This window comes from Helicobacter labacensis, assembly GCF_003660285.1.
Taxonomy (GTDB): Bacteria; Campylobacterota; Campylobacteria; order Campylobacterales; family Helicobacteraceae; genus Helicobacter; species Helicobacter labacensis.
In genome coordinates this window covers 1-26213 of sequence record NZ_QXQQ01000008.1, presented here as the reverse complement: position 1 = coordinate 26213, position 26213 = coordinate 1, and the positions used below count along the sequence as shown (strand labels likewise).

23 protein-coding genes are annotated in these 26213 nt (G+C 46.3%); 6 read left to right on the top strand and 17 right to left on the bottom strand.

Going from position 1 to position 26213, the window contains the following annotated elements; genetic code table 11:
- Positions 1-105 precede the first annotated feature (105 nt).
- Complete coding sequence (locus EAO33_RS03840; RefSeq protein ID WP_205589493.1) at positions 106-792, top strand: hypothetical protein; 687 nt, start codon at positions 106-108, stop codon at positions 790-792.
- A gap of 139 nt (positions 793-931) precedes the next feature.
- Here the strand turns inward: EAO33_RS03840 and EAO33_RS03835 are convergent, their stop codons facing one another.
- The 9 genes from EAO33_RS03835 to EAO33_RS03800 form a co-directional block, all read right to left on the bottom strand.
- Entirely contained in the window at positions 932-2014 is a 1083-nt protein-coding gene (locus EAO33_RS03835; protein ID WP_268877460.1) for an AIPR family protein, read from the bottom strand.
- Positions 2015-2075: 61 nt separating this feature from the next.
- Positions 2076-2552: a hypothetical protein gene (locus EAO33_RS03830; protein ID WP_407920463.1), complete on the bottom strand. Its 477-nt coding sequence runs from the start codon at positions 2550-2552 to the stop codon at positions 2076-2078.
- A complete protein-coding gene (locus tag EAO33_RS09045) occupies positions 2534-2683 on the bottom strand; it encodes a hypothetical protein (RefSeq protein WP_162982200.1) in 150 nt (49 codons plus the stop codon). Before EAO33_RS09045 ends, EAO33_RS03830 begins: the two co-directional genes overlap by 19 nt.
- Positions 2684-2691: 8 nt before the next feature.
- On the bottom strand, positions 2692-3435 hold the full coding sequence (locus tag EAO33_RS03825) for a PD-(D/E)XK motif protein (protein ID WP_162982199.1): 744 nt from the start codon (positions 3433-3435) through the stop codon (positions 2692-2694).
- Positions 3422-6055, bottom strand: coding sequence for a Z1 domain-containing protein (locus EAO33_RS03820; protein WP_120945169.1), 2634 nt, complete (start codon positions 6053-6055; stop codon positions 3422-3424). Before EAO33_RS03820 ends, EAO33_RS03825 begins: the two co-directional genes overlap by 14 nt.
- A gap of 23 nt (positions 6056-6078) precedes the next feature.
- Positions 6079-6369 (bottom strand): hypothetical protein, encoded by a 291-nt coding sequence (locus tag EAO33_RS03815; protein WP_120945167.1) that lies wholly within the window; start codon positions 6367-6369, stop codon positions 6079-6081.
- Between the two features lie 54 nt (positions 6370-6423).
- Positions 6424-6783 carry a hypothetical protein gene (locus EAO33_RS03810; RefSeq protein ID WP_162982198.1) on the bottom strand — a complete coding sequence of 120 codons (360 nt, stop codon included), beginning with the start codon at positions 6781-6783 and terminating at the stop codon, positions 6424-6426.
- Positions 6784-6930: 147 nt separating this feature from the next.
- Positions 6931-7842: a HipA domain-containing protein gene (locus EAO33_RS03805; RefSeq protein ID WP_120945163.1), complete on the bottom strand. Its 912-nt coding sequence runs from the start codon at positions 7840-7842 to the stop codon at positions 6931-6933.
- Positions 7843-7940: 98 nt separating this feature from the next.
- On the bottom strand, positions 7941-8807 hold the full coding sequence (locus EAO33_RS03800; RefSeq protein WP_235853040.1) for a Fic family protein: 867 nt from the start codon (positions 8805-8807) through the stop codon (positions 7941-7943).
- Positions 8808-9981: 1174 nt separating this feature from the next.
- Here EAO33_RS03800 and EAO33_RS03790 point away from each other — a divergent pair.
- Positions 9982-11286, top strand: a complete 1305-nt coding sequence (locus tag EAO33_RS03790; RefSeq protein WP_120945160.1) for a replication initiation protein — start codon at positions 9982-9984, stop codon at positions 11284-11286.
- Between the two features lie 365 nt (positions 11287-11651).
- On the opposite strand, the gene EAO33_RS03785 is transcribed toward EAO33_RS03790, so the two are convergent.
- The 7 genes from EAO33_RS03785 to EAO33_RS03755 form a co-directional block, all read right to left on the bottom strand.
- Positions 11652-14009 carry a hydantoinase B/oxoprolinase family protein gene (locus tag EAO33_RS03785; RefSeq protein WP_120945158.1) on the bottom strand — a complete coding sequence of 786 codons (2358 nt, stop codon included), beginning with the start codon at positions 14007-14009 and terminating at the stop codon, positions 11652-11654.
- Positions 14010-14018: 9 nt separating this feature from the next.
- A complete protein-coding gene (locus EAO33_RS03780; protein WP_120945156.1) occupies positions 14019-16160 on the bottom strand; it encodes a hydantoinase/oxoprolinase family protein in 2142 nt (713 codons plus the stop codon).
- A 9-nt stretch (positions 16161-16169) separates the two neighbouring features.
- Positions 16170-16589: an acetone carboxylase subunit gamma gene (locus EAO33_RS03775; RefSeq protein ID WP_120945154.1), complete on the bottom strand. Its 420-nt coding sequence runs from the start codon at positions 16587-16589 to the stop codon at positions 16170-16172.
- 9 nt (positions 16590-16598) lie between these two features.
- Positions 16599-18509, bottom strand: a complete 1911-nt coding sequence (locus EAO33_RS03770) for a hydantoinase/oxoprolinase family protein (RefSeq protein WP_120945152.1) — start codon at positions 18507-18509, stop codon at positions 16599-16601.
- A 65-nt stretch (positions 18510-18574) separates the two neighbouring features.
- Positions 18575-19192 (bottom strand): 3-oxoacid CoA-transferase subunit B, encoded by a 618-nt coding sequence (locus EAO33_RS03765; RefSeq protein ID WP_120945149.1) that lies wholly within the window; start codon positions 19190-19192, stop codon positions 18575-18577.
- Entirely contained in the window at positions 19192-19884 is a 693-nt protein-coding gene (locus EAO33_RS03760; protein WP_120945147.1) for a CoA transferase subunit A, read from the bottom strand. Before EAO33_RS03760 ends, EAO33_RS03765 begins: the two co-directional genes overlap by 1 nt.
- A 19-nt stretch (positions 19885-19903) precedes the next feature.
- Positions 19904-21079, bottom strand: coding sequence for a thiolase family protein (locus EAO33_RS03755; RefSeq protein ID WP_120945145.1), 1176 nt, complete (start codon positions 21077-21079; stop codon positions 19904-19906).
- Between the two features lie 207 nt (positions 21080-21286).
- Here EAO33_RS03755 and eno point away from each other — a divergent pair, with 207 nt between their 5' ends.
- From eno to EAO33_RS03735, 4 genes are read left to right on the top strand one after another with little or no spacing between them, the layout of a single operon-like run.
- Positions 21287-22555 (top strand): phosphopyruvate hydratase, encoded by a 1269-nt coding sequence (eno, locus tag EAO33_RS03750; RefSeq protein WP_120945143.1) that lies wholly within the window; start codon positions 21287-21289, stop codon positions 22553-22555.
- Positions 22552-23034: a shikimate kinase gene (locus EAO33_RS03745; RefSeq protein ID WP_120945141.1), complete on the top strand. Its 483-nt coding sequence runs from the start codon at positions 22552-22554 to the stop codon at positions 23032-23034. Before eno ends, EAO33_RS03745 begins: the two co-directional genes overlap by 4 nt.
- Positions 23035-23070: 36 nt before the next feature.
- Positions 23071-24558 carry a phosphate acetyltransferase gene (gene pta, locus EAO33_RS03740; protein WP_120945139.1) on the top strand — a complete coding sequence of 496 codons (1488 nt, stop codon included), beginning with the start codon at positions 23071-23073 and terminating at the stop codon, positions 24556-24558.
- Between the two features lie 3 nt (positions 24559-24561).
- On the top strand, positions 24562-25770 hold the full coding sequence (locus EAO33_RS03735) for an acetate kinase (RefSeq protein ID WP_120945137.1): 1209 nt from the start codon (positions 24562-24564) through the stop codon (positions 25768-25770).
- On the opposite strand, the gene EAO33_RS03730 is transcribed toward EAO33_RS03735, so the two are convergent.
- Entirely contained in the window at positions 25767-26111 is a 345-nt protein-coding gene (locus tag EAO33_RS03730) for a hypothetical protein (protein ID WP_235853039.1), read from the bottom strand. The two genes, EAO33_RS03735 and EAO33_RS03730, sit on opposite strands and share 4 nt — an antisense overlap.
- Positions 26112-26213 lie beyond the last annotated feature (102 nt).

The following is a 26213-nucleotide window of genomic DNA, read 5'->3' as shown; positions in this document are numbered from 1 at the left end:
ATGAAAATAATTAATTGTTTATACACTTAAGGTAATTGTAAGCGGTGTTTGTTTAACATGCTTGCGTTTGCGCAGTTAATCTTAATAAAAACTGAAAGGATAACGATGCAAGAAGTGGGTTACTACGGCTTAAAAGAGTTTCTTATCCGAAAAGGTGTGCGCTGTGATTTGGAAAAACGCATCAGTAAGCGCATTTTTAATGATTATGGCTTGTTGCCTAAAAGTTATGCTTTTGATTTTGAGCAAGAACGCCAAGCCTATGCCAAGACCTTGTTGAAAAAGCAGGGCAGAATAGCGGGTGTGGATGCTTACGCTTTCCCTAAAGAAGGGGAGCAAAAAGAAGTTGTTAAGATTGACTTTAGCCAAATTGCAAAAGATTGTGGGGCGTATTGGTTTTTCCCCCAAATTTGCAAAGAACGCCAAAGCATGGATTGCAAGCACACTTTTACCAAGCCCTGCCAAATCAAAGATTTTTTGTATCGGTGTTTCTCTTCTAAGGCAATCGCTCATTATGTGGTAAAGCGGTATTTAAGAGGGGGCTATGGGGGGTTATTTGGCGATCTTAAAATCTCTTTTGAAGCTTTTAAGCAGGATTTATTAGGGGCTTTTAAAAACAACAGCTTTGAGTTACAAAAGGTTTTTTGCCAACTAGAAATTTATAGCGTAGATGGGGATTTGGCGTTTGCGATTACGCCCCATGCGAGCACACCAAAGGTTTCCTTGCCACAAGAAGCTACTGATCATCTTTTAAAGTTTCTAAAGGCGCAAGAAAAAAAAACAAATAATAACTAGAGATATAAGTTCAATGGGTTCTACAACAAGTAATGCAAATTCCAATAAAATTCCGCAAATACCATCCATTTGGTAAAAAAACATTGCTTACTTTAGCTTTTTTGATTTCATCAACATCCATATAATCATTTAGACAGCACTAGATTACAAGACCTTCGTTTATGGCATTTTTATAAAGTTCGTAAAGGATTTTTGCTTGTTTCTCTGAGGGAGGATATAAAGTCCCTGCAACCATTTTAGATAAAATATCCATTTGTTTATCAGAAAGTTGCCCCGCTAAATCCTCTCTTTGGTAGTATGCCAAGACTTGAGGCCAATACTTGAAATTAGTAACGAATATCCATTTTTCCATGTCTGTTGTGTGCTTTTTATCTTTTTTTGCCTCTTTGTTGATATATTTTTGCTCCTCTGCGCTGGTTAAAATACTTTCATCGATTTCCAAATGAAAATCATCGTTTTTGATGTACTCAAAACACAGCTTGGTTCTACACCATTGCAAGGCATTTGTGTTGCCTGCTGGGGGATTTGTGATGTGGGTATAGACATTTTGAGCGATGACGGCTAACATTTCTTGAAGAGGGGCGGGCACCTTTTGCTCTTTCCAAATCTTTGCAAAATTTAAGAATAAGGCTTTTTGCTCTAAATAGTGCGAGAGGTAAGCAAGGGTGTAAGCTATACACGGCGTTCGATACCCACTTGCATACCAACTTGCTCCAAAAACGATTTTTTCTGTTTGTCTAAACATGATAGTGCGAGCGATCGCTTCTTTAAAGTAGTTTTCTGTAATGCTAAGGCTATCTTTTTCTAGTTTTTCGCTGATGTGTCTTGCAAACCTCATAAAGCTGTCTTGTGCCCCGTTAGAAACAACATTAGGTTCTTGCAACCACGCCACTTCGCTTTTAGCTAAGAGTGTCTTACTCACTAGCTTTTTTTTGGGGTTTTCCTTTAAAAATCTGTTTTTCTCTGAGGGATTCAAATACATTTGTGCGGTTAAATATTCGCCCCGCACGCGTTCGTAAAACCAATGCGTCCTGATTTGTGTGCCATCTAGGGCTGGAGCTAAAATTTTCTTTGAGTACTCTTTAAAATCTCTATGGAAAGGGCTGTTTGAAAAGAAGTCGGATTTATTGACCTTGTTTTGTGTGTTGGCATATTCGCTCGCTTTAAAAACAAAAGTGTCTTGTTTGGACTTTTGAGTGACCACAGAGAGTTTCATTTGGATATAGACCCCCGTGATCCATAATCCCCATAGATCTTTGCAAGGGTTGCGCCATTTACCACGCTTAGATATGCGCTGTATTCCTCTGTGGGCGTTTTGATGACCAAGACAGGCAAATCACCTCAATCTCAAAACCATTGTCAGAATCACCCAGTTTATACATCCTATGCAAATATTCCATGTCTATAATGCGGTGTTCAATCTCTATAGAAGACATGGTTTCATTGGGAATAGAAAGCAAGTTTTTAGTTACCTTCCCGTCTGTGATGAGGACGAGGCGCACTTTTTCGATCATGTTTTTAGAGAGGTAGGTGTAGATGTTGTATGCCATAGAGTGGTGAGAAAACCCCTCTTCCGCAGTTTTAATGAAAAATGTTTTGAGTTTTTTGAATTTAGAGTCTATTTGGGCTTTTGTGAGCGTTTGGAGTGCATTGCTTTGGAAAAAACAAGACACCAATAGGCTAAGCACTCCCTCATCGAAACTATAGCCACAGACTTCCATGTCTTTTTTGCTGTGCTCGGCTAGTGATAGTCTTTGGATAGTTTGCCATCCTCCACAAGCAAATCACAAATAGATTCAACAAAGGCTTCGTGCCTACTCATTCCACGGCTTTGCGTTTCAACCGCAACCCCTTGCATAAAATCTTGGTGGAACTCTTCTAAATTAAACAAGACTTGCCTTAATCGGGGTTTTGTTTATAACCCCATTCAAATAGTTTTGTATAGAACAATTCAATATGTGTTTTATCCTCTATACACCCCTCAATGTCTTTTGCTAAGTCTTCCACGCTATCCCCATAGGTGCTTTGTGTAAGCGCATAGGCGATTAAATATAATTTTTCTTTACTGCTCTCCAATTGTTCGGCAGATGAGATGGTCACTTTTGGGGGTTTTGAAGAGGGGTGTGCTTTGATCTCCACAGCCATATTGTCAAATAAAAAGTCTTGCGTGTCAAACACCCAAGCATCCAAAGCTTCTTTAATCCCTAAACACCCCATCGCTTCTTTTAAAAAGTGCAGTTCTCCAAATAAACCCATTTGTTTTTCTAACCCAAAGTCCTCTTTGCTTGCAAATAACTTTTTCCACTTTAAGAGCCGTTGCGTGATCTGTGGGGCGATGTTTTGAGTGATTGCGTTGTCATCTAAAAGGGCGATCAAGTCCTCGCAAACAAGTTTAAAGAACTGCCAATTTGCGTGGTTGTTAAGAGTCACATAAAATTGCGTGATATGTTCTTGATTTGCCACATGAAAACTTAAACCCTCAAATGCGACACTCTTACAAGGCTTTGTTTTGACAGCCACGCCAATACTCAGCATATACCGCCCCTCTAAATCCACCATCCAAAAGAGGTCGTGCACGCAATCGCTCTTAACCCGTCTTTGGGTGTTTTTTGGCATATCCTGCCAAGGATTATTCATCGTCATCATCCTCTTCTAAACCATGCCCATGCTTTCCATCGATTTGATCTTGGGACACCGTATTTTCGAAAAGTATTGAAGAATAATCCCTCTCACCCCTATTAGGGAAACACAAACCATAGGCAGGTACATTATTATACGGTTCTCCCTTGTCGTCTTTTTTTATGTTTAAAACATGCAACATGAGGGTCGGTCTTGCCAATTCTTTTCGTAAGCTAGAAGCATTATCTATCCCTTTTTTATATTTTCTCTTGACAAAAACCTTATATGGGTAGGCCTGGGATATCCTATGTGAGGGGGCTATGTGCCCATCACCCACATATTTTCCATGTTTGCGCGAAACAGCTCTACATTGCAATCCCACTTCCTTTAATTTCTCTACTTCTTTATCACTACCACTGCATAAAGCCACATCCCACGCCTCATCGCTACTTTCAAGATATTCTAGACCTTTTCTAATCACATCTTGTTCATCGGTGATAAACTTTTTGATAAAAGCTAGCACTTCATTTTTATCAACATCAAGATAGAGAGTATTTTTACCTACATTGTTATACTCGAGTTCCTTGGGATTTTTACAACGATAGCCCTCGAGTGATTTGACAAAATCCACTAGATAGTCAAAGTTTTTCTCATGTACACTCTTATTCGTACTAAATCTGCTAGTTTCAAATAGTTCTTCTTCTTTCTGCCGTCTTGCTCTAGCATGCCTGCTTTTATTGGGGGCTGTTGGGCGTAGTTTCCTCTTTGAATCTGCTTTAATAGCCAACCCAAAGTCATTTGGAGTTTTTCCCTCCTCATTCATTTTCTGTAATAGTGCCATGAATTCATTTATATTGTTGGTAATAGAAGTAAAATCCTCTTGTGCTCCTCTTGGCATGTAAATTTTACAGAGGTCTTGATAGCCCCTCCTATAACCAAACCAACGCCCCATTTGCATGAGAGTATCGTAATGTTGCGACTTACGGATAAGATAGCTCACACTCAAGCCTTCTAAGGTAAATCCGCGCCCTAAACTTAATCCCCCCACAGCAATGACATTTTTCGTTTCTTCGTAGTTACAGAGTTTGAAGTGTTGTCTAGCTTCTCCATGGATTTCTCTAACTACAATATCCTCATCCTTGATGATTGTAGATAACTTTTCTAAAATTTGCGGCCAAGAAAATTCAACATGCCAGCCATCTTGTTTGATTTTGTTTTGAAAAATTTGTTGCATCTTGGCAATTAAGGGGCTTTGCTCTTCGGGGTTTGGAAGTTTGGCGTATCCCAACACTGCTTTTTTAAGAGGATCGATATAGTTACCGATTAGATCGGTCATACGCATGTGTCTTTCTATCGGAATGCCTACATTGACTAACATGCTATTGGGCTTTTCTTGCCCCCTCAGATACCTAATGGCGATATTGATAAAAAATACATGAACTGCCTCTAATAAACTTTTTGGCAATTCTAAAATTTGATGGGTTTTTGATTTTTTGGACGGAAACGCACTCTTATAGTCGTCAATCTCCACCAAATACTGCTCTGGGTTGTCTATAAAAATTTCTTGAGCCCCACAATAATTACTGGGAGTTTTAAGCTTGTAAATAAAATTTCTTGGAAACAAATCCCCATCTATTCTGTGATTGATGAAAATATTGGCAAATGGGGTAGCCGTATAGGCAACATAAGAACTTTTCTTAAAAAAACTTAAAACCTCCCTAATCCACCCATTAATTGCTGTTCGTTTGTCGTCGGTTTTGTTTGTATTGCTCGATCCCCAATCTGACTCGTCATCAATGAGCAACATTGCATACTCATCAAATTTTTTATCCTTTTGTTGTGTGATCCAATCTACAATCTTTTCAAGTATTTGTGAATTTTTTTTGATTACCAAGAGAATGGTCGCATTAGCTTCAATCGATTTAAGAACTGCATCAGCAATGTTTTCATCAAAATCTTTTACCTCTGTTGTAAGCCTGCCTACCTTTTTATTATTTCCTTGCAATTCTACAAACATCCGATCGGTACGCCCTTGTGTTTGGTTTCTTAATAGGTCAGTATGACCTCCTATAACAATGATGAATTTATAACCTGCATCCACTGCTTTTCCGATCAGGGAAATGTAATTTTTTGTTTTTCCTGACTGCACATGCCCCACCACCAAACCATAAATTTTAAAAATTTCTTTTTGTTTGGGATCACCGAGTCGATTCATGATCCAATCTGTATCCTCATCAATACCCCCAATCACATCTAAAGGCACACTTTCTTCTTTGTCTGTTTCAAGAAATTTTTTCTGCTTATCCCAAAAGAATCGATCCGGGTTGGTCTCCAAATTTTTACTATACCACGATGTGTCGCGCTCTCTTTGCTCTTCCTCTTGAATACCTAGACTTGGCTCTTGAATACCAACACCAAAAAATTCTTCTAAATCCAATCGTAATTGCGCTTTACAATTATCTCCCAAGGAATCTCTGTCGCTATGAAGACTGATACGGTATGCATCAAAATGATCCTCAATGTATTTGATTTCCTGATCTATGTCTTCCTTTTTCAAGTCTTCGCCATTCTCTCTTTTCTTAATTTTCTTATTTTGCAGATTTCCTTTAGCCATGTCTAAAATTCTTTCACAAAAACTATCCATAACAACTCCTCTACTCTCGTTTTTTAAAGCCACCGATGTGGGCGATTTCCTTCTGGGCTCAAGCCCAATTTTTCAGCCCATTCTAGCATTTCTTTTCTTTCAGTTTCAGAAATAGTTTCTTCTTGCAAAAAAGCGTGGAGGTTTTGTTGTACTTGGATTTGGATCGCCTCTAGGGGGAGATAGGCTTGGAGCGATTTGAGATAGAGATTTAAAAGTTTCTTTTGCGAATCTTCCAGTGCGTCTATTAAGTTTTTATAAGGATGGTCTTTGTTGATCGCAAATGCATTGGAGGATTTACACGCATGAAGTCCCAAAATCGCACTACGCTTTTATCCTCAATCTTGCGCCCACGCGCAGAAAAAGGCTTTTTACCATCTTCTGATAGAACAGAGCATAATCCGTTTTAACTCATTTTTGATCCCTGTAGTTGGGTTTGCCATAGATTTTTTCACATCGATGCTCCAAAGATCGTCTTGATCGTTAGAAATTTCAATTTTAATGCGCACAAGTTTAGTTGCCTCGCTCGTCTTAAGAAGCCCCCACCATTTCCCATAAACGAGCAATCTATGCGCCCGATACAAATAAAACCCTTGGGATTTGACATAGCCATCGCTGCCCCCATACTTCTCCCACTCACTTTGAGAAACCTTAGAATGGTGCGGCAGAATAAAGGGGGTAACTTTGATCTGTTTTTCATTGTAGGTAATGACCTCTGCCTCTTTCTTCAAGGTCGCTGGGTGATCGGGGTTAAACGGGTTAAAGGGTTTAATAGGGGTGTTGTTGATAAATATTTTGAGTTTCTTTGGGGGTTTCTCAAGTGGTGCAAACGGCGAGGAGTTTGATCTCACACACACGCAAAATAGGCACACAACTTGCTAAAGCCTGTATGTGTGGCTTAAAGTGTTTTGGCATGTCTTGTCCAAAGCCCTAGTGTAGGCTGGGTCTAAGATGCAATCCTTTCTTGCCTGAACGATAGTTTTTAGGAACTCTCTTTGGGTTTGTGTGATTGCTGGTGTCTCATCAACAATGGCGCAAATTTTAGCCATGTCTATTCTTGGAGTTACGCGCACAAGGGCATTTAGACAATCTATATTGTCTGTCGTCATTAAAAAATTGTAGGGATTGATTTTTTTGTCCTTATCGTCTTTGAGAGCAGATAGAGGATAGGTAAACACGCGTTTTTCCAACTCTTTGGGATCGTCCAAAACTTTTTGCATGATCTGCGTGTCCGCTTGCGGGAATAAACACGAGCCACAATCAAAAATGGGTGCGATCTTATAGCTGTTGTATTGGAGGTCTTTGAGAAAACCAAAGTTGCCATTATGACGATCGAAGTTGCCTAACAAGGTGTCCGCCACAAACATATCCCAAAAGAACCGCTTGAGTGTCAAAACATCTACAATCTGTTGTTTCTCCAACACTATCAATGTTTCGCTTAGTCCTGTGTCGCCACCACTCCGCTCCACTTCTAACACGCTGTTTTTCAAGGCAATAAAGTCCACAAACTCGCAATTATTCGCTGTAAAGTCCTTACACGCCACCACCACCTTATCGCCATACATGCCCAAATGGGTTTCTTGCACTAACAATCCCAAACTTTCCACGATATGACACGCCACATATTCGCTTATGCAACTATTGGCATAAGACATCTCTGGGTTTTTGCTTGCTGGGGGCGGAAACTTCAACATGAAGCGCGCACCTTTCCACATTATCGCCTTTTTCTTGCCCTTTGCGCCACCATAAATCTTAGTAATATCCACTTGGCATTGTGAAAAATCCAACATGCCCTTTTTCCTTTTTGCGTCAGTTGCGTGATGTTCAAAAATTCTAAGCCATTCCCACTTCACCCACCCTATGTGTGAATGCTAGTGTCCGCCATCTGCTAAAGCCTATATTTGTGGCTTAAAGTATTTTGTTTCACATGTTCTAAGCTTTGCTCTTGGCAACGCTCTAAAAAATGGACAAACGACACATAATCGCTATCCGTTTGGCAATTTTCCAAAAGACTTAAATATTCGTTCCGTTGGTTGTCCATAATCAAAGGTGGAGTTAAGTTGTTTTGGATAGCTTGAAACGCCATAATCAACCGACCCGTGCGCCCATTGCCATCAATGAAAGGGTGGATACGCTCATATTCGGCATGAAACATAGCAATTTTGGCTAGGTTAAGGGCATTGCTTGGGTGTTGAAACAACAAGTTTTCTAACTTTTGAGAAACAAGATGGGGAGGGGTGGTGTTAAACTTTGCACCCGCAATGCTAACTTCAGCTGTGCGGTAAGTGCCGATGGGCACTGAAACAAATTGCGGGGTTATGTCTAAAGCCATCTTAAACAACAAGTAGTGCAAATCCTTAATAAAATCTGTGGTTAAAAGCGTGTCTTTGTTGCTAGCCTCACGCACAACCAAGTCATAGGCATTGGCAAACCCCAAAATAACAAGCTGTTCGTGTAGGGGCTTGTTGGGAGCGGTTAAACCCTTTTCTAAAAGTTGCTTGGTTTCGCCTAATTGTAAACTTAAACCCTCTATAGCGTTGCTGTGGTGCGTGAGCGTAACACGCAAGGTTCTAAAAAGTGCTCCCTTTGGAGCAAAGACAAGCCACTTAGTTTGTGTGCCATTTGTGCCAAAACTATACCCAACCCTACCTTGCCCAATCTTTAAACCCCCGCAAACACCCACGCTATCGGCTTTTCTGCCACATTCTAGCCCTTGCCAACCGCCTAAAATAGGGTACATCGTGTTTCTAGCCATTTTAACGGCTCTACAATCGCTTTTGAACAAAAAGAATACAGACGCACCCCCCTAACTTTTCGCTCTACGAACTAACTTTTCGCTCTACGAACCTTTAAATACACTAAAAACGCTATAGTTTGAAACAGACAGCTAAACAGCACCGACACACTTAAAGTCTTTTGCTTAAAAGGTCAGGTGTGAATAATCAGAGGGCAGAATGTGGTGGAGCGCAATATCTAAGATGTTGATACAAACTTTTTGCTCTCATACACCGTGTTGATCTTTTTTTACATACAAGCCACTACAATCGCTTCCAACCACCAAACCATAGTTTGATACTCCTAACCCCTAACCTTGCGCTCTATGACCCCTTAAAATCGCTCTAAACGCTATATTTGATTTAGGGCTTTGCTTCACTTGCTTGACAAGACAAAAACAGGCACTTTTACCCAAAAACTCCAAGCACTCTAAACAAACAATCCCATCTACTTCTCAAAGCTCTAAAAACTCTCAATGCAAGACCCAAAAAGCCATTTTTTGAGCGATTTCTAGGCGTAAATCGTTTTTGTCATCTCTCCGCATTCACTTGAATGCCCTTTCTAGCCCCCTAGGAGGCTCTACAATCGCAACAATACCACTAACTTATTTTCCCCTACTCTTTAACCTCTCCAAAGCGTTGTACGGGCTTTTAAACGCTATATCTGCTCTACCCCTCTTTTCACAAACCGCGTTTCTCCCAAAAACTCTTGAATCATCCATCCTGCTATCTACCCTTTCTCCTCACTTCAAAAGCCCTCTCTTGGGGGTTTGGGGGCTTGCCCCCAATAGCAATATGAATGCCAAGCGCAAGCTTGGCTTACCTAGCGATTCACCACGATCTAGCAAAATTTCTCGTTTTTTTTTAAGCAAAGCTCGCGCATGCGCGCGCGAGTCCCGCGCATTATGCGCGCCCGCGCCATGCGCGCGCATGCATGCATGCGCAGGTTTTTAACCTTTTTAAAAAGCTTCGCTTTTTTAACCTTTTAGACCCCCCGCGGAGCTCGTGGAGAGTAATAGGCAGTAAAATCCACACTAATAGGCATAATTAAATTTTTAATCCATACAATACCGCATAAATTTATAGATGAGGACAGATAGCAATGGGAGGGCAGGGACAAAAACAAACCTTAATGCAACGCTCAATGATCTGTAAATGTTGATTGATGATGAAACAAACACAGCTTACAAACAATCCTTGGAAAGAGAAAAGACCGACTGCCTCAAAAAGTTAGTAGAGTTAACCAGACAAACTCCTCCTACCACCCAACTTCTAGATCAAACTCAGTCCAAAGACACACTCACACAACACAGATCAAGCCAGCAAACTATAACATCGCAGACAAACTCAGAAGTCGCTACACAACTATCCACCCACCAAGAAGCCCAATCCCTACAATCCCCAGCAACCCCAGTTATCACCCAGTCCCAACCCACACTCCATAACCCCATTGCTGAGAAGTATGTTACTTTTCATAACGATGTCAATTCTGTGTCTCTAGGTAGACTGAGCGCATTAGAAACAAACTTGCTCTTTGCGATCTTTCAAAAGCTCAAGGATAAGCAAGATGATCTCTTGGTGTTTAATATTGATGAAATTAAAGCAATGGTGCATGCGGTTAAAATCAGTAAAAATGAGTTGAGCGGTGTTGTCAAAAGACTTTGGAAAAATATTAGACTAGCTAACTTTTGGATACTCTACCCCCGTGCTGAAGAGAGCATTATGCTCTTTAGGAAGTTTCGCATTAACTACCACGACACCCAAAAGACTCAAGTCAAGAGCATAGAAATCCAAGTGAATATGCCTTACTTTGGTTACTTGCTCAACTTCTTAAACGCTAACTTCACTTCATTTGAGCTCTTAGAGTTTCAGGGTATCCGTAGCAAATACGCCAAGACTCTTTATAGACTACTCAAGCAATGGAAAAGCACGGGAGTGCCTCCTAAGAGAGAGTGGAGTGAGTTTAGGGAGTTGATGGGGATACCTGCAAGTGTCAAGTTACTTGAAGTAGTTGAACGCGCTATCCTCAAACCCGCTCTCAAAGAGCTCCACAAGCTCCCCCACTTTGAAAATCTTTGCTATGAGAAACTAAAAACTAAGGGCATGGGCAATCGCATCACCCATATCCAATTCTACTTCCAACCACTCACTAAGACAAGCAAGGACAAAGAACAAGCCCAAAGAGATTTGAGAACCATTGCATGGGAGATTACAAGCAAACAAACTATCAAAGAGATCAAGAAATCCATCAAACAACGCAAACAAACCAAACAAGATGAGGCGATGATGCAAACTCTAGGCATGGCGTTTTGCAAACCTAAAGAGCCCAATGTCTTTTTTGTGATTGAGAACATACAACGCGAGCAAGAGGGTTACAAGGTTGTAGCAAAATACTACAGAGATGACAAAGAATTTCAAGAAAAAAGCGTGGCGATACCCAATCAAAAACTCATTTTGTAAAGGAACCCCCCCAACTCCCTTAAGAACACGCACGCCCTAAAATAGGGAATACCCGCGCGCTAAAGAATATGTGTAAGGACATCTCTCTAGGCGTGCACTGGCGCACTCTATGTCATTGTTGCAACACTGATAAGTCAAAGAACTTTCAAGCTGGGCGCATTTTAGGCATTTTTTAGTTAATTTGTCAAGTTTTTTAATGTGTGCCAAGTGTTTAATCTTTTTTGGGCTTAGGGGGAGCGCACTTGTGTGCGTGCGCGCTTTTTCTTTATCGATTTAGGCAATGTGTTTGGCTCTTTTGATCGGGTGTTGAGAGAGGCTTTTGGAGTTTAAGAGGGCACGCTGTGCGTGCCCAATCTAGCTGTAGCCTAAACCAATTTAGGCCGCACGCCCCCCTCGTATTTGATCTCTAACTCCTCAACCCGTTTTTCTAGCTGGGCGATTTTGACGACATGGCGGTTGGGCATCACCACTAGGGGGATGTCTTTGAGCTTGCCTTTAATGCGTTTGGGTCCGTGGTGATCCCACACGGTGGCAATCAACTCTTCAGGGTTGTCCTCGCCCCAGGAGCCATAGTAGTAAAGGTCCTTGGGCGGTTCGTCCTTGACATGTTTTTTGACAAACTCATCGTAAGGCAGTCCCCTTTTTAAGCGGGCTTTGCGCTCATTGGCGCGCAGCTGGGCGGTGGCTTGCTCATCCACGACAAAAGTCTCTTTGTCCCAAACCACTTTGTAGATGTTGGAGGCGACATGTTCAGAGATGCGCCCGATTTGTAAATCCTCCATCACCATCTCAGGATCGCGCTCGAGCACATCCCCATAACCCCCCCCACAGCCTTGGGCGATCATGTAAAGCTCGCCCTCTTGGGAGCGGTCAAATTGCAAGCCCATGTGGTAGGTGGTATAAACCCCCCCTTTAAAGGGGCGTTCATTCATCACGCGCTCCATAGAGAGGTCAAACTCTTCGGGGTTTTTCTTAATGATCTCAAAGATATTGATCCCCTTGACCATCGCTAGGGGGTAAGTCGCACACCCATAGCCCCCAAAGAGCCCGGGCACACTAGAGAATTTCGCCCCCGAAGTTACGGTCATAAAGCCCCATTCGGGTGTGTTGCGCGCAGCCACAATCATTTCATAGCCCATGCCCCCTCTATACTTGCCAAAGCCCTGATTGTCGCGCACCACGCGCTTGCTCACTAGTTGCAAGAAGGGCACTTCTTCTTCCATCACCTCTTGTTCGCCAATGTCTGCCATCGCACAGAACAAGGGCGCGACTGCATCCTCGCCATCTCTAAAGGCTTTTGCCCCCCCGCCCATGCCATTCAAATCCGCGCACAAGTTGCCCACCTGCTCGCCATGTTGAGTCTCCCCACCCCATAAAAAGTCGTTGATTTGGTTAAACCAAGGGGCTAGGACATTGGCGTATTTGGTGTGCATGGAGAATTGCAATTTGGCATAAGCGATCTGCAAAGCGCTAAATGCCCTAAAGGAGGCTTGCAAATTTTGCCCATTGGGCGCGTCATAAGAGCAATCCCCCCAAGTGCCCTCATCGGAGATGATCTCAATGGGTGAGAGCGCCCCTGTAGAGCGGGGCAGATCGGGCCACCAGTGATTTAAAATCGCTTGGGCAAAGAACGCCTTCGTGGAGGCTAGGGGAGAATTGATGGCGCGGTTGATGATCTCCTTGCCAGAGCCTCTCAAATCCACAGTCATGTGATCGCCCTTGACTGTGATCTTGCAGGCAAATTTGATCAAGATATTTTCTTTGAGTGTGGAGTCGACAAATTGCTCCACGGTTACCATGCCATCGGGCATGGCAGCGATACGGCGGCGCACTTCGTTTTCCACATCCTCCACAGTCATGCGAATTGCCCCCACAAAGGCATCGATGCCATATTCATCGATCATGCGATCCACAATGTCCATCACCCGGCGCACTGCTCCCATTTTGACCTTAATGTCGGCGAGCATCAACTTAGGATCGCGCGTGGAGTGTTGCAAAAAGGTGAGCAAATCCCGGCGCAATTTGCCCCGCTCAACAATTTTCATAGGACTCCCGCGCAAGCCATCATCAAAGGGGGTTTCAGAGCCAGAGGGCATCCCCCCGGGCTCACATGCCCCATTTTCGCCCTCGTGGATGGTCGCGCCCACCCAAGCGATGATCTCTCCATTGCGAATTACCGGAGTGAGCATGGATTGATCGGTGTTATGCACGCACCCAAAGCGCGCGTCATTGTGGAAAAAACCATCCCCGGGATGAATCCCCACGGTGGGCTCGTCCTTCCAATACTTCATGATGTAGCGAATCGGGTGGTGCAAGACGGCGGCAAAGGCGATCACACCCCGATTAGACATATAGCACACATCCCCGCTAGAAGTATAGACCGCTACGGACAAATCCGCCCATTTTGCCCCCGGAGCTGCCCCCATGCTCTCACACATCTCAAAGGCTTCATCTAAAGAGCCACTTAGGCGGCGGCGAATCCTATCATAGAGCAGAGGATTACCCCCTTTTTTAAGCACCTCCTCTTCTAGGGGAGTGCGTTTAGCAATAGAGTGGTGGCGCATGATGGCTGGATCGGGACCTAAAAAGAGGGTGGTTTCGTTCATAAAATCATCCACCCACGCTTGTTCCTCCGCGCTGAGCTCCTTTTTGGGGGCGTGTTCGTGGTGGCTGTGGGCATGGGGGTGTTTGTGGGCTTGCACATGGGTTCCTTGGTTTTGCATGTTCTCTCCTTATTTAGAATCTACTCCGTCTTTTAAAAGCCAAGCAGCACCTTGAGGCGTGGGTTCTACGCGCCAATTTTTCTCAATCAAGTAGGTGGTGCTCTTGGTGGTGATGATGGCAGGTCCGTGGATGACATAGTTAGCGTTCAACACGCTTTCATCGTAAATAGGGGTTTCAATGGGTTCTTTTTCATCCACATAATACACCTTGCGGTGGCTCTTAGCGCTAGGGATTGTGCGCTTGTGATCGCTGTAGAGCTCTTTAAAATGCACCACATCGGTTTCAATGAAGGTTGCTACCCGCACGGTTTGCACGCGCACTCCGGCCTCTGGGGCTTCTACCCCCTTGCCATAGCGCTTAGCATAGACATCTGAGAAAGTGCGAATCGCGCGCAACACATCGCCCACATGATTAAAGCGGTTGATGTCCAGCACCACAGAGGTAGTAACCCGTTGGTTGCCATAGCGCATATCCATCTCTAAGCGGTGCTGCACGCCAGAGATGTCATAACCTTGACGGCGTAAATCCTCCTTGCCCCGTCTTTCTAGCTCCTCGATATACTCGTTCATGCGCTCGTATTCATCAAAGAGCTTGCGCTCAATGGGCTCGTAAAGCACGATGTAGCCACTGCGCTCGTGGATGTGTAAAGGCTTCATATTGCCCGCTCCCAAAGCCGAAAACACGGATGCAAAGGGGGGGAAGAGAATTTTATTAATCCCAGCATGGTAGGCAATCCCACAGGCATGCAGGGGTCCATTGCCCCCATAAGCCACCATGGTAAATTCATCCACATTGCCCCCGTTTTTTCTAAGCTCCATTTCAATGCCAATTGCCATCTGCTCATCCACCGTGCGCTTGATGACCTTTGCTACCTCGATCACATCTAAATCCAGCGCATCACAAAGCTTGTCCTCAATGACAAATTTGGATCGTTTGGGGTTGAGAGGGATCACCCCATTGGCGTAATTCTCCGGATCCAAATAGCCTAGGAGCAAATCCGCATCGGTTACCGTAGGATTAAGCCCCCCGCGATCGTAGCAAGCAGGTCCGGGATCAGAGCCCGCACTTTCTGGACCCACCTTAACCGCCTTGTGGATGCGATCGTAGGTGGCAATCGATCCTCCCCCCGCTCCTAGTGTGTTTAAGTGAATCATGGGCAAAGTTACGAGCCAGCGGCAGATCACGGGCTGGAAGTCGTAGTGCTTGACCCCGCCCTTGGGTAAAATCCCAATGTCAAAGGAAGTCCCGCCCATGTCCATGCAAACCACATTGCCAATATCTGTAGTTTCTGAGAGGTGCTGGGAAGCACTCACCCCACTCACAGGTCCAGAGTGGATGGTTTGCAAGCTATCTGTGGAATTGCTCTGTGCCATCCCTCCGCTATTGTGAATCACCAGCATGGGTTTGCCATACCCGCTATCACGCAAGTTAGAGCTGAGTTGGCTCAGGGCATGGAACATGATTTCATAGAGAAATGCGTCAATGATAGTCGTATTGGCGCGCACATACTCGCCCTTGCGCCCTGAGACTTGGGAGCTTAAAATCACCGGGATCGCTCCTAGTTCGTGGGCGGGGTATTCTTCTAAGATGGTTTCTAACACCAATTGCTCATGGCTAGGATTCTCTGTGGCATTGGTGAGCGCGACTACAATGGCTTGTGCGCCATTATCCACCAAATCGCGCACCTGCTTGCGCACATCCTCTTTTTGCAGGGGGACTAAAATTTCGCCCACGCTATCTACGCGCTCTTTGACAGAGCGCACCATACGCCTTGGCACGATAGGGTCAGGGCGTTGGGCATTGGGCATATTGCCCTGCTCGGTAACATCTAGCCCCTCCCCATAGCCCTTGCCTCTTGAAAGGTGGATGGTATCCTCAAAGCCATGCGTAACAATGGCTCCCACTCTAGGACCCTTGCCCTCAATGAGGGCGTTTGTGCCTAAAGTGGTGGCATAACGCACGCTATCCACCTCTTTTAACACCTGCTCACGGGTAAGTCCCGCCATCTTGCAGGCGTTATCTAGCGCGGCATTAAAGCCCAAAGAGAGGTTATGGTGCGTGGTTAGGGATTTAGATTCAATGTAAGTCCCATCCCATGCAAAAAAGCAATCCGTGAAAGTCCCGCCAATGTCTACAGAAATGCGTTTCATGCCAGCTCCTTATTTTTTGTCAAATTTGGCGCGCAAATCCGCTTGGGCGTTTTCCCCCGGACCATAATGCACGCTGGTTTCTGGGTCCTCCCCAATCTCTTGCCAACGCCTTTTTAAGTCATCAATGTCCCAAAGCATGTCAATGGTGGGGGGGTAATGGGGGGGGACATACTCGGTTTCAATCTGGGTCCCACAGGTGGGGCAGTAGTACTCATAGATCCGGCAAAATTTAGGATCGGGAGAAAAGGTGTACTGGTAGCGTTTGGGGTCTAAAATGGGGGGGTGGATCTCCTCGGGGTTGCGATCGTAAATGAGCGTGCCTTTTTTGTAAGTGTCTCTAGCATCCCCAAAGTCATGCCCACACACACGGCACAGCCACCTTTCACTATTGAGATCGATCATCAGGTATTCAGTCATTGGAACGCGCATGGTTTCTCCTTAAGCTTTGTCTTCTAAAATCAAATCGCCATTGTCGGTGATGAGCAAACTCCACCCCTCAGGCACTCTTGTAGTGAAATAGGGACCCTCCACAATGGCAGGACCATCCATGTGCGCGCCGGCTTGTTGGTCTAGCAAGATCACCACAGGGGTTGGGCGTTTCCCCTCCTCTTGTAGCACCTCACGGCTACCGCTCACTTTGGCACTGGTTTTAGGTTTGGGTAAGCTGGCGCGCAAACTAGGGTGGGAGAGTTCATAGCGCACATGGCATGCCAAAATGCGCCTTTGATCCACATTGATTTGGGCGGTGTCCCCCAAGTGGGTAACATGGTCTTCAGACCCATCGGCGTTTTCTACCACCACTTTCCATTCATGCTTGCACTCGCTCCAATTATAACCCTCTTGGAACATGTGGCGTTTGGCTTGTTCATGCATTTGCGCTTGGATTGTTTCAATCTCAGACTTGCTCAAGTCCGTGATGTCGCGCTCAAAAGTTTGGGCGACATCTGAGAAACTGATCCCATAAGCAGAGAACACCGCAGCCAATTTAGGCACAATCACGCGCTTGATGCCCGCTTTTTTTGCAGCCAAACACGCGCTCATAGGTCCCCCGCCCCCAAAGGCTGCTAGCACCGTGTCCTTTTGCACATGCGCGCTCAAACATGCGGCTAATTTTTGGGCGTAGGCTTCTTGTATGGCAAATAGGGCTTTTTCTAAACTCACGCCCAAGGGCTTGGCGATCTTCTCGCTGATCGCCTGAATGGCGCGCTCTTTGTCTAGTTTTTGTTGTCCATTCAAATAGGTGTCTGGATCGATGATCCCTAAAGCCACATTGACATCGGTCATGGTCGCCTCCTTGCCCCCAAAGCCAAAGCAAGCCGGTCCGGGGGCTGCCCCTACGCTATCTGGTCCCACGGTGATACTACCCTTATCATCCACGCGCAAAATTGATCCACCTCCCACCCCAAAAGATTTCACATCGCTCAGCTCAAAAGAAATTTGAATGCCCTCCACAGATCCGCGTCTTTCAGTCTTGATCTTGTGCGCTTCCACTTCGCCCACATCTGAAGTGGTGCCCCCCACATCCACCATCAAAACATGGTTAAAACCATAGGCTTTAGCTAAGGCTTTTGTGCCCTCAATCCCCCCCCTAGGACCTGAGGAATAGGTTTTAAGCGCGACAGATTTAGCCACCCGCGAGGACGCGCCATCATTGCGGTAAATGAGCAAGGGATTTTTCACCTTATGGGCTTTGAGGCGGTGTTCAGCAGAGTATAAAAAACGCTCCATCGTGGGGTGTAAAAAGCTATTAAGCAACGCTGACCAAATGCGTCTAGTGCGACTCGTGTCATTAGTAAACTCCCATGAAAAGAGCACGGGCACAGAGCCTAGCAAGTGCCTAGGGAATTGCAGTAAAAAAACATGCTTGAACTCCCTTTCGGTGTCCTTATCCTTTATAGCCACCACCAAGCGTTCTGCGCCCTTATTAGTCAAGGTGTTAACCGCGCTCACCAACTCACTCTCTATTTTATGGGGATCGTGGATATGACCCAAGAGCGCTAAACGCGTGCCAACCAAACTTTCAAAGAGGTCTTTTTGATTCGCGCTTTGGGTGAGTTTGGCATGCAAGTGGGGATCATCGGTGATCAAACCTAGCTTGGGTCCCTTGCGCTCCACTAGGGCATTTGTCCCTTGGGTGGAGGAGTAGCGAATCAGCTCAGTGGTGTGCAATAGCTTGATAAAACCACCTGCGCCATAAATCTCCTCACTGGCTTTTGTGATGCCTTTAAAAAAGCACTCAGATAAATCCACGGGGGTTGTTAGAGTTTTGGTGTAACGCACCTCTGAACCGCGCACCACACAAATATCTGTGAGAGTCCCGCCATTATCTAAATTGACTAGGTATTTCATGTCCGTCCTTTGCTGTTTTTTGGATTGTGATGACATAAGGCATGATGATGTTCTAGCACCTCCTTTTAAGGTAATGGGGCTTGATCCACCCCCGGGGCTAACTCTAGGGGGATGAACTTGCCCTTTTTGATCGCAAACACCCCCAAATTGGTAATCACCTTAGAAACACACTTAGGACCTGTGAGGGGCAGGCTACACTCCTTGACTAACTTACAATTACCCTTTTTATCGGTGTGTTGCATGAGCACAATGACTTTTTTCGCGCTTGCCACTAGATCCATCGCCCCCCCCATGCCCTTCACTAGCTTACCGGGCACCATCCAGCTGGCTAAATCCCCATTTGCTGAAACCTCCATTGCCCCTAGAATCGTCAAATCAATGTGTTGCCCTCTAATCATCGCAAAACTCTCAGCAGAGCTAAAATAACTCGCCCCAATCCCTTGCGTGATGGTTTGCTTGCCCGCGTTGATGAGATCGGGATCGACCTGCTCTTGTGTGGGAAAGGGTCCCATGCCAAGCATCCCATTTTCGCTTTGCAACATCACCCGGATATTTTTGGGGATGAAATCGGCTACCAAAGTGGGGATGCCAATGCCTAGATTGATGGAATACCCGTCTTTAATATCCTCCACCGCCTTTTGCGCCATTTGCTGGCGACTCCAACCCATGTTGCTATAATCCATCATTCTCCCTTTTTGAGTGTGAGTTGTTCGATGCGCTTTTCAAAGCTCCCCTTGAAAATGCGATCGATATACACCCCGGGGACATGGATAAAATTAGGATCTAACGCGCCTAGCTCCACAATCTCTTCTACCTCTACCACGCTCACCCTAGCCGCTTTAGCCATCATGGGATTAAAATTCATCGCGGTTTTATTGAAAATCAGATTGCCATAGCTGTCTGCCTTTTGGGCTTTAATAAAAGCAAAATCCGCTTTAAGTGCGGTTTCTAAAATGTAGGTGCGCCCGTTAAATTCTTTGTGCTCCTTGCCCTGAGCAATGATCGTGCCTACCCCGGTGGGGGTGTAAAAGCCCGGAATGCCCGCCCCCCCGGCTCTAATGCGCTCGGCTAAAGTGCCTTGAGGATTAAATTCTACCTCTACTTCGCCGGCTAAAAATTGCTGCTCAAAGGTGGCGTTTTCGCCCACATAGCTAGCAATCATCTTTTTAATTTGCTTGTTTCTCACTAACAAGCCCAGCCCAAAGTCATCCACCCCGGGGTTATTAGAAATACAAGTGATGTTTTTAACTCCGCTTTTGCTTAGGGCTAAAATGGCATTTTCTGGAATGCCACACAGCCCAAAGCCTCCAAACATGATCGTCATGCCATCTTGCACGCCCGCAATGGCTTGCTCAATACTGCTAACCACCTTCATCTGCGCTCCCTATAATCTCTCAACCAACATCGCCACCGCTTCGCCCCCCCCCCACACACAGACACGCCACGCCTAAATGCTTGTTGTGGGTATGCAGGGCATGGACTAGAGTCGTTAAAATTCTAGCCCCACTCGCCCCGATGGGATGCCCTAAAGCAATCGCGCCCCCATGCACATTTACCTGTGTATCTTTGAGCCCCAATTCTCTTTGGGTTAAAAGCCCCACCACCGCAAAAGCCTCGCTGATCTCATAGAGATCGATGTCGCCCACTTGTTTGTGGTTGCGTTTTAAAAGTTCTTTGATAGCCGGAGCAGGGGCAATGGGGAAGAGATGGGGATCGTGGCTGAAAGAATTGTAATCTAGGATTTTAGCTAAGGGTTTAGTAGAAGTGTCTTTTGCTAGCTCTTGGCTAGCAATGACTAACATGCTCGCCCCATCGCTAATCTTGCTGGCATTAAAGGCGGTGATCGTCCCCTCCTTATCAAAGGCAGGCTTGAGTTTCAAGCCCTTGTCAAAATCTACCTTACCCGGCTCCTCATCTAGGCTCACCAGCACCTCCCCCTTTTTGCCTTTAACGCTAATGGGCACGATCTCCAAATCAAAAGCCTTCGTTTCAAGCGCCTTGAGGGCTTTTTCATAGCTGTGTTTGGCAAAGCCATCTTGTTCTTCCCTACTCAGCTTGTGATCCTTAGCGCACCCTTCGGCAAAGTCCCCCATTAAGGCATGTTGGTAAGCATCTAGCAAACCATCTTTAAACAAGCTATCTTCTAACTTGGCATCGCCCATCTTAAACCCCCCCCTGCTCCCCATGAGCAAATGCGGGGCTAGGCTCATGTTTTCTATCCCCCCTGCTAAAACCACTTGGGATCGCCCTAGGGCGATGGCATTAGCCCCTAACATCACCGCGCGCAAGCCCGAGCCACAAGCTTCATTCACCAAAAAACAGCCCACAGACTTAGGCAAATTAGCATTGAGGGCAACTTGCCTAGCGGGGGCTTGCTTGAGTCCAGCGCTGATCACATTGCCCACAATGCAGGTATCTACCAAGCTAGAATCAAACCCGCTAGCCTCTAGGGCTTGTGCGCCCACCACACTCCCCAAAGTTGTGGCCGGCACGCTAGACAAACTCCCATTAAACGACCCTATAGGACTTCGTTTCGCGCTGTAAATATAAACTTCCGCTTGTTCTGCCATCTCATCCCCTTGAAAGATTTACCGAGCATTGTCGTGCACTAAAATAAGCGTTTAGTTAATAAACCTTGAATGTTATAAATTAGGTGTGGCGCGACTTACATTTAGTAACACTAACGCGTAATAGGCACATTTTAGGATTTTGGCTTTGATCGTCCAAATCTAACAATACTCTGCTAAAATCCTTCCACACCATTTAAGGAAAATAGAATGCATATTGCACAAATTTATGCCAGCCAAGTCCTAGACAGCCGCGCCCAACCCACGCTAAAAGCCAAGGTAGTTCTTAGCGATGGGAGTGTGGGTGTGGCGATCGTGCCTAGCGGGGCTAGCACGGGCAAGAAAGAGGCGCTAGAACTAAGAGATGGGGATTCTTCTAAGTTTTTAGGCAAGGGGGTTTTGCAAGCGTGCAATTTTGTCAACCAGCACATCAACGCCGCTTTACAGGGCAAAGACCCCTATGATCAAGCTGGGGCAGACGCGCTCATGCTAGCTCTAGATAATACCCCCAATTACGCGCATTTAGGCGCAAACGCGGTTTTAGGGGTGTCTATGGCATTGGCGCGCGCCAGCGCGCAGTCCTTGCACCTGCCTCTTTATCGTTACTTAGGGGGGTTAAACGCGCGTATCTTGCCCGTGCCCATGCTCAATGTCATCAATGGAGGGGCGCATGCCAATAATTGCCTAGACTTCCAAGAGTATATGATCATGCCCTTAGGGTTTGAAGACTTTTCTGAAGCCTTGCGCGCGGGTGTGGAGGTTTACCACCATCTCAAAGCGATGTTGTCTGAGGCGGGCTATAGCGTGGGGGTGGGCGATGAGGGGGGGTTTGCGCCCGATTTTAAAAACAACACAGAACCCCTAGAGTGGTTGCTCAAAGCCATTGAAAAGGCAGGCTATAAGCCGGGCGCGCAGATCGCGCTGGCTTTAGACATCGCTAGTAGTGGACTGCTAAACCCCCAAGGGCGTTACACCCTCAATAGCGAGGACAAGGAATTAGAGAGTGAGGAGCTCATTGAACATTACAGTGTGCTGTGCCGCCAATACCCCATTGTGTCTATTGAGGACGCTCTAGGTGAGGAGGATTACGAAGGCTGGGCGCAACTCACCAGCACTTTGGGGAATAAAATCCAGCTTGTGGGCGATGATCTCTTTGTAACCAATAAAGCCCTTTTAGAACAAGGTATCGCGCGCAAATTAGCCAACGCGATTCTCATCAAGCCCAACCAAATTGGCACGCTCTCCCAGACTTTAGAGACAATCCAATGCGCCCAGCGTGCGGGCTATGCCTGTGTGATGAGCCACCGTAGCGCAGAGAGTGAGGATAGTTTTATCGCGGATTTTGCTGTGGGGCTTAATACCGCCCAGATTAAGACAGGCGCGCCAGCTAGGGGGGAGCGCACCGCCAAATACAACCGCTTATTAGAGATCGCCCAAGAAATGCAAGGGGAATTTTTGGGTAGCAAACTCTTTGCATGAAGGTGTGGCTCATTGGGTTTATGGGGAGTGGGAAGAGTTGTGTGGGGGAGTTGCTAGCCACACATTTGGGTTATGGCTTTGTGGATAGCGATGTGGCGATTTGCCAAGAAGTGGGGTTGAGTGTGGGGGAAATTTTCTCCCTCTATGGGGATGCGCATTTTAGGCATTTAGAAGCCCAATGCATCGCGCGCCTCAACGGGCTCTCTAATTGCGTGGTAGCTACTGGGGGGGGTATGCCCCTTTATAATACTCTAGGGAGCGGGGTGGTGTGCTATTTGCAAGCCGATTTTGAAGTTCTACACGCACGGTTGTTACAAGATAGCCCAAAACGCCCCTTATTTACAAGCCAACAAGCCCTTTATGAGCTCTATGTAGCGCGCGCCCCTTTGTATGCGCGCCTAGCCCAACACATTATCAACGCCAACCAACCCCCCCCCCAAGTGGTCGCGCAAATTTTAAAGCTCTTGGATCAAGAGTAAGTTATAATAACACTATCTTTACATAAAGGACGACCAATGGGTTATGGGATATTGTTGATCGCGCCAAGTGGCGCGCTAGAAGAAAAGAGTTTAGCCTGTTTAGAGGGCATGTTCGCCACGCAACCTAAGAGTTTTAAGGTTGTAGAAGCCACCTTAGGTCTGACCGTGCCTAGGCTCATCGCCTTGTTAGAAAAAGGGGATTTTGCGCCTTGGCTACAAGCCTATCAAGATCAACTAGCCAAGCAGGATTATCTCCTGTTGCGCTCTAGCGCGTTGGAGAATTTGCAAGCCTTAGACCCCAATATCGCTACCAAACTCGCCCAACATCTGAATTTGGTGGTGATCAATGCTTTACAAGGGGACGCGCATGCGTGCGCGCTAGCCCACTCTAGCTTGGTGCGTGCTGGGCTTGTTAACCCGCTGAGTTTGACGCAGGGGTATCACAAGAGTGAGACCAACCACCTTGTCTTGGATTTAGATGCCCTGCCACAAGATTTAAGCCCAGCACTACAAGCCATCCAGCAAAGCAAGAGCGCGATCCTAAGCCCGGTGCGCTTCCAAGCCGAGTTGCTTAGGCGCGCTAGAGGCGCGCTCAAGACCATTGTTTTGCCCGAGAGTCAAGACCCTAGAATCCTGCAAGCTGCCCAAGCGATCACCCAAAGCCAAGCCGCTAAGATCATCTTGCTGGGTCAAGCTGGCAAGATCGCCCAAGATGCCAAAGACTTAGGGCTTGATTTGCAAGCGTGCACGATCATAGACCCTAATACCTCTGAGTATTTAGACAATTTTGCTAACACCCTCTATGCTTTGCGCCAAAGCAAGGGGTTAAGCCTACAAGAAGCCCAAGAGTTAGTCAAAACCCCGACTTATTTTGGGACCATGTTGGTTTATAGCGCGCATGCCGATGGTATGGTTTCAGGAGCCACGCACACTACAGCAGACACCGTGCGCCCTGCCTTGCAAACTATCAAACTCCACACGGGTGTGAGTTTGGTGTCTAGTGTGTTTTTCATGTGCTTGGATACGCGTGTGCTAGTCTTTGCTGATTGCGCGATCAACCCCAACCCCAGCGCGCAAGAGTTAGCCCATATCGCTCTTAGTTCCGCGCGCACGGCTAAGAGTTTTGGTATCGAGCCCAAAATTGCCATGCTCTCTTATTCTACGGGCACTTCTGGCAAGGGTCCTGATGTAGATAAGGTGCGTGAGGCTTTGGAGATCGCGCGCCATTTAGATGAGAATCTTCTCATTGATGGTCCCTTGCAATTTGATGCGGCTATCGATGCTAAAACAGGGGCTAAGAAAATGCCCGGAAGCCCTGTAGCCGGACAAGCCAATGTCTTTATTTTCCCGGATTTAGACGCGGGCAATATCGCCTATAAAGCCGTGCAACGCACCGCAAAAACTCTAGCCATCGGTCCTGTATTGCAAGGGCTTAAAAAACCGGTCAATGATTTGAGTCGGGGCTGTTTGGTAGAAGATGTGATCAACACGATCATTATCACCGCTATCCAAGCACAGGGGTAGAGCATGCGTATTCTCGTCTTAAATCTAGGGAGTTCCTCTATTAAATTCCAGTTGTTCCACATGGAGAAAAAAAGCGTGCTGGCTAAGGGCATTGTAGAGCAGATTGGCGGGGAGTGTTCGCAAGCCCAAATTTATACCCACCAAGGGCACGCCCAGATTAGTAAGGAATGTTTGGACATCCCTACCTACGATGCCGGTTTGCAACACATAGAGGACACTTTGGCACATCTAGAGGTGTTAAAGAGTTTGGGGCATGTAGATGGAGTGGGGCATCGCGTGGTGCATGGGGGGGATTTATTCATTGAACCCACACTGATTGATGAGGGGGTGATCGCCCACATTGAAAAACTCGCTTTCCTAGCCCCCCTACACAATCCTGCGCACTTAAGGGGGATCCAAGCCCTGAAAAAACGCGCCCCCCACATCCCCCAAGTGGCTGTTTTTGATACCGCGTTCCACCAAAGCATCCCCCCCCATGCCTTCACCTACGCCCTGCCCCATGATCTCTATGAAACCTACAAATTGCGCCGCTATGGCTTCCATGGCACTTCACACCACTTCGTGGCGATGGAAGCAGCCAAGTTTTTAAACATCCCCTACGATCAGTTCAACGCCATCTCTTTGCACTTAGGCAATGGGGCAAGTGTGTGCGCCATTAAAGAGGGCAAGAGTGTAGACACCTCTATGGGATTGACTCCCTTAGAGGGGCTCATTATGGGGACGCGCTCGGGGGATTTGGATCCGGCTTTACTAGGCTATATCATGCAAATTCAGGGCAAGAGCTTACAAGAGGTTAATGATGTGTTGAACAAAGAAAGCGGGTTAAAGGGCTTGTGTGGTAAAAGCGATATGCGTAGCGTGGAGGCGTTGATCGAACAAGGCGATGAAAAAGCCAAACTTGCCTTTGAAATGTATGCCTATCGTATCCGCAAATACATCGGGTCTTACTTATTAGCCCTAGGCAGAATTGATGCGTTGATCTTCACGGGAGGGGTGGGGGAAAATTGCGCGCGCCTACGCAAAGCCGTTTGCGCCAATTTAGAGAACTTTGGCATGGCACTCGATGCGCAACTCAATGAAAATTTGCCCAAGGGCGTGGTGAATCTAAGCCAACCCAACACAGCCGTGCAGATTTTGCGCGTGCCAACCAATGAAGAGTGGGCGATCGCTAGGCAAACTTCTCAGATCGTCCAAAAGCTCAAACAAGCCTAGGGTTTTTTAAGCAGGCAAAGACCTAGCGCGCTCCCCAAACACACCCCAAGCCCCAAAAGATAGGGGAGGGGAACAAAGAGTCCAAAGCGCATGAGAGCCAAGAGCGCGCCCAAGAGTAACATGTATGCTCCGATCTTGCCCCAGCTCAAGCCCAATTCCATGCCCAGCACAAATTTAGAAGGGATTTTTTGCGTGGGGTTTTGCAAGGCGTTTTTGAGTTTTTGGTATCCTGTGAGCAAGACCAGTAAAAAGCCTATAAACGCCCCTTCAAAATTGAGTAAACCCACAGCCCCCCAGCCATAAGCCACCCCACCAGCCCCCCCCACATTGCACAAGAACACAAATAAGGCGCACTTAAGACTACACATCGCGATTTTGGTATTTGGGATCACTAGCCAACGCGTCTAAATCTCTTTTAGCCCGCTTATAGGCTTTGTAAACAT

Bases quoted from the DNA above. Each gene is read 5' to 3' on its own strand.
- EAO33_RS03840 (WP_205589493.1), top strand. From the start codon at position 106: ATGCAAGAAGTGGGTTACTACGGCTTAAAAGAGTTTCTTATCCGAAAA.
- EAO33_RS03825 (WP_162982199.1), bottom strand. From the start codon at position 3,435: ATGACGATGAATAATCCTTGGCAGGATATGCCAAAAAACACCCAAAGA.
- EAO33_RS03820 (WP_120945169.1), bottom strand. From the start codon at position 6,055: ATGGATAGTTTTTGTGAAAGAATTTTAGACATGGCTAAAGGAAATCTG.
- EAO33_RS03805 (WP_120945163.1), bottom strand. From the start codon at position 7,842: ATGTTGGATTTTTCACAATGCCAAGTGGATATTACTAAGATTTATGGT.
- EAO33_RS03800 (WP_235853040.1), bottom strand. From the start codon at position 8,807: ATGGCTAGAAACACGATGTACCCTATTTTAGGCGGTTGGCAAGGGCTA.
- EAO33_RS03790 (WP_120945160.1), top strand. From the start codon at position 9,982: ATGTTGATTGATGATGAAACAAACACAGCTTACAAACAATCCTTGGAA.
- EAO33_RS03785 (WP_120945158.1), bottom strand. From the start codon at position 14,009: ATGCAAAACCAAGGAACCCATGTGCAAGCCCACAAACACCCCCATGCC.
- EAO33_RS03780 (WP_120945156.1), bottom strand. From the start codon at position 16,160: ATGAAACGCATTTCTGTAGACATTGGCGGGACTTTCACGGATTGCTTT.
- EAO33_RS03775 (WP_120945154.1), bottom strand. From the start codon at position 16,589: ATGCGCGTTCCAATGACTGAATACCTGATGATCGATCTCAATAGTGAA.
- EAO33_RS03770 (WP_120945152.1), bottom strand. From the start codon at position 18,509: ATGAAATACCTAGTCAATTTAGATAATGGCGGGACTCTCACAGATATT.
- EAO33_RS03765 (WP_120945149.1), bottom strand. From the start codon at position 19,192: ATGGATTATAGCAACATGGGTTGGAGTCGCCAGCAAATGGCGCAAAAG.
- EAO33_RS03760 (WP_120945147.1), bottom strand. From the start codon at position 19,884: ATGAAGGTGGTTAGCAGTATTGAGCAAGCCATTGCGGGCGTGCAAGAT.
- EAO33_RS03755 (WP_120945145.1), bottom strand. From the start codon at position 21,079: ATGGCAGAACAAGCGGAAGTTTATATTTACAGCGCGAAACGAAGTCCT.
- eno (WP_120945143.1), top strand. From the start codon at position 21,287: ATGCATATTGCACAAATTTATGCCAGCCAAGTCCTAGACAGCCGCGCC.
- EAO33_RS03745 (WP_120945141.1), top strand. From the start codon at position 22,552: ATGAAGGTGTGGCTCATTGGGTTTATGGGGAGTGGGAAGAGTTGTGTG.
- pta (WP_120945139.1), top strand. From the start codon at position 23,071: ATGGGTTATGGGATATTGTTGATCGCGCCAAGTGGCGCGCTAGAAGAA.
- EAO33_RS03735 (WP_120945137.1), top strand. From the start codon at position 24,562: ATGCGTATTCTCGTCTTAAATCTAGGGAGTTCCTCTATTAAATTCCAG.